This window comes from Polaromonas sp. P3_C2 (assembly GCF_056402675.1).
This window is the reverse complement of the sequence record NZ_JBFUGX010000343.1, coordinates 1-4,464: the sequence shown is the minus strand read 5'-3', so window position 1 is coordinate 4,464 and position 4,464 is coordinate 1. Positions and strand designations below refer to the sequence as shown.

The 4,464-nt window shown below is 60.3% G+C and carries 5 protein-coding genes and 1 pseudogene; all 6 read right to left on the bottom strand.

Features of this window, described 5'->3' with window-relative positions; all coding sequences use genetic code 11:
* A partial coding sequence (locus AC1DWI_RS14635) for a carbamoyl-phosphate synthase domain-containing protein (RefSeq protein WP_477725088.1) occupies nt 1-390 on the bottom strand: 390 nt, incomplete at its 3' end.
* 391 nt (nt 391-781) lie between these two features.
* Nucleotides 782-1,573 carry a TrmH family RNA methyltransferase gene (locus AC1DWI_RS14630; protein WP_477669261.1) on the bottom strand — a complete coding sequence of 264 codons (792 nt, stop codon included), beginning with the start codon at nt 1,571-1,573 and terminating at the stop codon, nt 782-784.
* Nucleotides 1,570-2,187, bottom strand: coding sequence for a ribonuclease HII (gene rnhB / locus AC1DWI_RS14625; RefSeq protein WP_477725087.1), 618 nt, complete (start codon nt 2,185-2,187; stop codon nt 1,570-1,572). Before rnhB ends, AC1DWI_RS14630 begins: the two co-directional genes overlap by 4 nt.
* Complete coding sequence (gene lpxB / locus AC1DWI_RS14620; RefSeq protein WP_477672449.1) at nt 2,159-3,373, bottom strand: lipid-A-disaccharide synthase; 1,215 nt, start codon at nt 3,371-3,373, stop codon at nt 2,159-2,161. Before lpxB ends, rnhB begins: the two co-directional genes overlap by 29 nt.
* A 14-nt stretch (nt 3,374-3,387) precedes the next feature.
* Complete coding sequence (gene lpxA / locus AC1DWI_RS14615) at nt 3,388-4,182, bottom strand: acyl-ACP--UDP-N-acetylglucosamine O-acyltransferase (protein ID WP_477725086.1); 795 nt, start codon at nt 4,180-4,182, stop codon at nt 3,388-3,390.
* A 155-nt stretch (nt 4,183-4,337) separates the two neighbouring features.
* A pseudogene (locus AC1DWI_RS14610) lies at nt 4,338-4,464 on the bottom strand (3-hydroxyacyl-ACP dehydratase FabZ); the annotation flags it as partial.

The window sequence follows — 4,464 nt, the reverse complement described above, 5'->3', positions numbered from 1 at the left end:
GCGTGTGAGCTGCCGGGTGTCTATGCCGGCGATGGCTACCGTGTTTTCCTTGACCAGGTATTCGGACAAGGTCATGGTCATGCGGAAATTCGAGGCCAGCAGCGGCAGGTCCTTGATGATCAGGCCGGCCGCGTGGACTTTTTCAGCTTCGACGTCTTCGGCATTGATGCCGTAGTTGCCGATGTGCGGGTACGTGAGGGTGACGATCTGCTGGCAGTAGCTCGGATCCGTGAGGATTTCCTGATAGCCGGTCATGGCGGTGTTGAACACCACCTCGCCGACTGTGGAGCCTGCGGCTCCAATGGAATTGCCGATAAAGACCGTGCCGTCTGCGAGCGCCAGTATGGCGTGTGGGGATTTTTCGCGTGATCCCTGTAGAGACAAAAGCACTGGGTTCTCCGAGTTGGTTACGGTTCGCCCAAGCGTGCACAAGAAACGTCTCAGGGAGACTCTTGCTGGCTGCCTTAGTTGGCTGCTTTTGTGAGGGTGTTTGCTTTGTCTGCGCTCGGGCGAAGCTGTGTTTTGAAAAGCCCTTGATTATAGCCTAGGGATGTGGCCCCCACGGTCGCTCACTTCGTGTAGCTCCCTGCCCCCCGAGGGGGCTGCCCGCCCTACGGCCCGGCAGAGCCGGTTCCGCGGCTCATGCTGGCTTGAAGATTCAGGGCGAATGCAGGGGAGTATTTCACCAGTGGGGGCCGCGGGTTCGGCTTTGCCAGCCCCAGGCGCCGCCCCCCGGAAGGGGGGAACGGGCTACACGCAGTGAGCCTGGACGGGGGTGGGTCTATATCTTCAGCGAACTTGCGTACAGGCAAATTGCGGCCGCGGCTGCCACATTAAGCGACTCCTCGCCCCCCGGTTGGTCGATGCGGATCTTGAGCGCCGCCCGGCTCATGAGGTCGTCGCTAACGCCCTGCCCTTCGTGGCCCATGGCCCATGCACACGGCACAGGCAACTTCTGCTGATGCAAAAAGCTGCCTTGGTGCGAGCTGGTGACAACGATGGGCACGGTCAATGCTGCCAGAGCCTCGGGCTCCAGGCCTTCCACCAGTTGCAGTGCAAAGTGGGCACCCATACCGGCACGCAGCACTTTGGGCGACCAGAGCGCCGCCGTACCCCTGAGGGCAAGAACCTGGCCAAAGCCAAAGGCCGCTGCGCTGCGCAGGATGGAGCCCACGTTGCCGGCATCCTGCACACGGTCCAGGATGACCGAGGCTGCATGGGGTTGCGGGCTGGCGGGCGCCGGCAAATCCAGCACAAAACCCATGCGAGCGGGTGACTCCAGGCCGCTGATTTCCGGCAGCAGTGCATCGGAAATTACTATGTTTTTGATAGCTGCTTGCGCCCATTCAGATTGGCTTGCAGACCAAAATGATTCACAAAAAACGGCGATGGCAGGCTGCAGGCCGCGCGCCAGCGCTGCACGGCATAAATGGTCCCCCTCCAGCCAGACGCGCCCCTGTTTGCGGTACGCGGTGCTGTCCTGCGAGAGCTTGCGCAGGTCCTTGATCAGGGGGTTGTCGCGCGAAGTGATGTACGTGGCGGAGCCGGAGGATCCGGAGAAGCCGGAACTCACCGCAAGACCTCAGCCACCGGCGCAAAGGACCTGCGATGCTGGGGACAGGCGCCGTGTTCGCGCAACGCAGCCAGATGTTCGGCCGTGCCGTACCCTTTATGGTCGGCAAACCCGTACTGGGGATACTCAAGATGGAACTCCGCGCACCAACGGTCGCGGTAAACCTTGGCCAGAATCGACGCTGCGGAAATCGAAGGCACCAGCGCGTCACCACCCACAATGGCCTCGGACAGGATCACCAGTGTTGGCAGCCGGTTGCCGTCGACCAGCACCTTGTTGGGCTTGAGGCGCAGGCCTTCCACCGCGCGCCGCATGGCCAGTAAAGTAGCCTGCAGGATGTTGATGCTGTCGATCTCCTCGGCGGTTGCCAGCGCAATCGAGCAGCACAGTGCCTTGGCGCGGATTTCGTCATAGAGTTTTTCGCGGCGCAAGGCCGTGAGCTTCTTGGAGTCGRCCAGCCCCTGAATGGGATTGAGCTCATCAAGAATGACGGCGGCCGCGACCACCGGGCCCATCAATGGTCCCCGGCCAGCTTCGTCCACGCCAGCCACAAGGCCAGGCGTATCCCATGACAAGGGTGTTTGCTCAGCTTTCAAGAATTTGCTGGATCGCATCTGTCGCCAGTTTTGAAGTGTCCCGCTGCAGTTCCGCATGCAGCGCGGTAAATCGTTGTTCTACAGCCGCTATTTTGTCAGGTGCCGAAGACTTTGCGTCAACCCATTTCAGCACTTCCGCTGCCAGCGCCTCAGGCGTGGCCGCGTCCTGCAGCAGCTCCGGAACGACAAACTCCCGGCAGAGGATATTGGGCAGGCCCACCCATGGCTGCAATTTCTTGCGCCGCATGATTTGCCATGACAGCCAGTTCATGTTGTAGGCGATCACCATGGGCCGCTTGAAAAGCGCCGCCTCCAGCGTGGCGGTGCCACTCGCTATCAGCGTTACATCACATGCCGCCAGCGCGCTGTGGGACTGGCCCTCGATGATCTGCAGATGGGGTTTCATTCCTTCCACGTCCGCATGGCGCTCAATCACGCCCTTCAGCGCGGGAATGGCCGGCACTATAAATTTGATAGCTGGTTGCGCATGTTGAATAAGGGCTGCAGCCTTAAAGAATCGTTGCGCGAGGTACTGGATTTCGGATTTCCGGCTACCGGGAAGAATGGCCACCACGGTGTCTTCATCCTGCAAACCCAGCTTGCGCCGGGCCGCTGCGCGGTCAGGCTGCAGGGGAATGACATTGGCCAGCGGGTGCCCCACATAGGTCGCGGCAATGCCATGAGCAGCCAGCAGCGCAGGCTCAAAAGGAAAGATGCACAGCACGTGGTCCACACTGCGCCGTATCTTTTCAACACGGTCGGCACGCCAGGCCCAGATGGCGGGGCTGACAAAATGCACGGTCTTGATGCCTTGGACCTTGAGCGCCGCCTCCAGGTCAAGATTGAAGTCGGGTGCATCAATGCCAAGGAAAAGGTCTGGGCGCTGATCCAGCAGGCGTTGCTTCAGTTGTTCGCGTATGCCGACGATCTCGCGGTAATGCCGCAATACCTCAACATACCCGCGTACCGCCAGCTTTTCACTGGGCCACCAGGCGTTAAAACCGCGGCTTGCCATCTGTGAGCCGCCGATACCGTTTGACGTCAGTGCCGGCCAGCGGGCCTTGAAACCATCGAGCAGCAGGCCGGCGAGCAAATCTCCAGAGGTTTCGCCCGCGACCATCGCCACGCAAGGGGAACGGGCTCTCAGGGAGTCCGCAACGGGGAGGCCTGCCTCTCTACGGGCTGGCAGAGGGCTTGGCTCCATCAACGACATAGGTCTTACCGGACAATGCCGCGCTGCGGCGAGGTTTGTTCCAGAAATGAAAGCATCATCTGCACATCAGGCGCGGCATCTGGGTACTTTTCCGTCAGAGCGGCAATGCGCTCGCGCGATACATCCAGGGTCAGGTCGTCACGGTACAGCGCTTTGTGCATGGCCTTGACAGCGGAAATTCGCTCCGGTGAAAAGCCCCGTCGCCGCAGCCCTTCAAAATTCATGGAGCGCGCCTCGGCCGGTTGTCCCTGCGCCATGACAAAAGGCGGTAAATCGGCAAACAGCAGCGAGCACATGGCGGTGAAGCTGTGGGCACCGATTTTCACGAACTGGTGCGCGACGGTGAAGCCGCCCAGAATCACCCAGTCGCCGACATGCACATGGCCACCCAGTTGGGTGTTGTTGGCAAAAATGGTGTTGTTGCCCACCACGCAGTCGTGCGCCAGATGCACATAGGCCATGAGCCAGTTGTCATCCCCCACACGGGTCACGCCAGTGTCGCCCGGCGAGCCGATGTTGAAGGTGCAGAACTCGCGAATGGTGTTGCGGTGGCCGATCACCAGTTCACAAGGTTCACCCGCATACTTTTTATCCTGCGGAATTGCACCCAGTGAATTGAACTGGAAAATCCGGTTGTCACGGCCTATGGTGGTGTGTCCTTCGATCACGCAGTGGGCGCCCRCGGTGGTGCCGGCACCAATCTTCACGTGCGGACCAATGACCGTATAGGGACCGACGCTCACCGACTCATGGAGCTGGGCTTGCGGATCAATAAGTGCAGTGGAATGTATAGCCGTCATGACGAAATCAACTGTTCAGCGAATAGGTCGGCCAAAAGCCGTATGGGCAAGTCCCCCTTCACACCGGGGCCGCGGGACTGGCTCCGCCAGACCGCAGGCGCAGCAGCCCTCTCGGGGGGCAGCGAATTACGCGAAGCGAAAAGCGTGGGGCCCATTCACGCGATCGTGCGCATGGTGCACATCAATTCGGCTTCACAGGCAATGGTCTCACCTACCCTGGTGACCCCTTTAAATTTAAAAATGCCGGCCTTCATGCGGTCCAGTGTGACGTCCATGATCAGC

Bases quoted from the DNA above. Each gene is read 5' to 3' on its own strand.
- lpxB (WP_477672449.1), bottom strand. From the start codon at position 3,373: ATGGAGCCAAGCCCTCTGCCAGCCCGTAGAGAGGCAGGCCTCCCCGTT.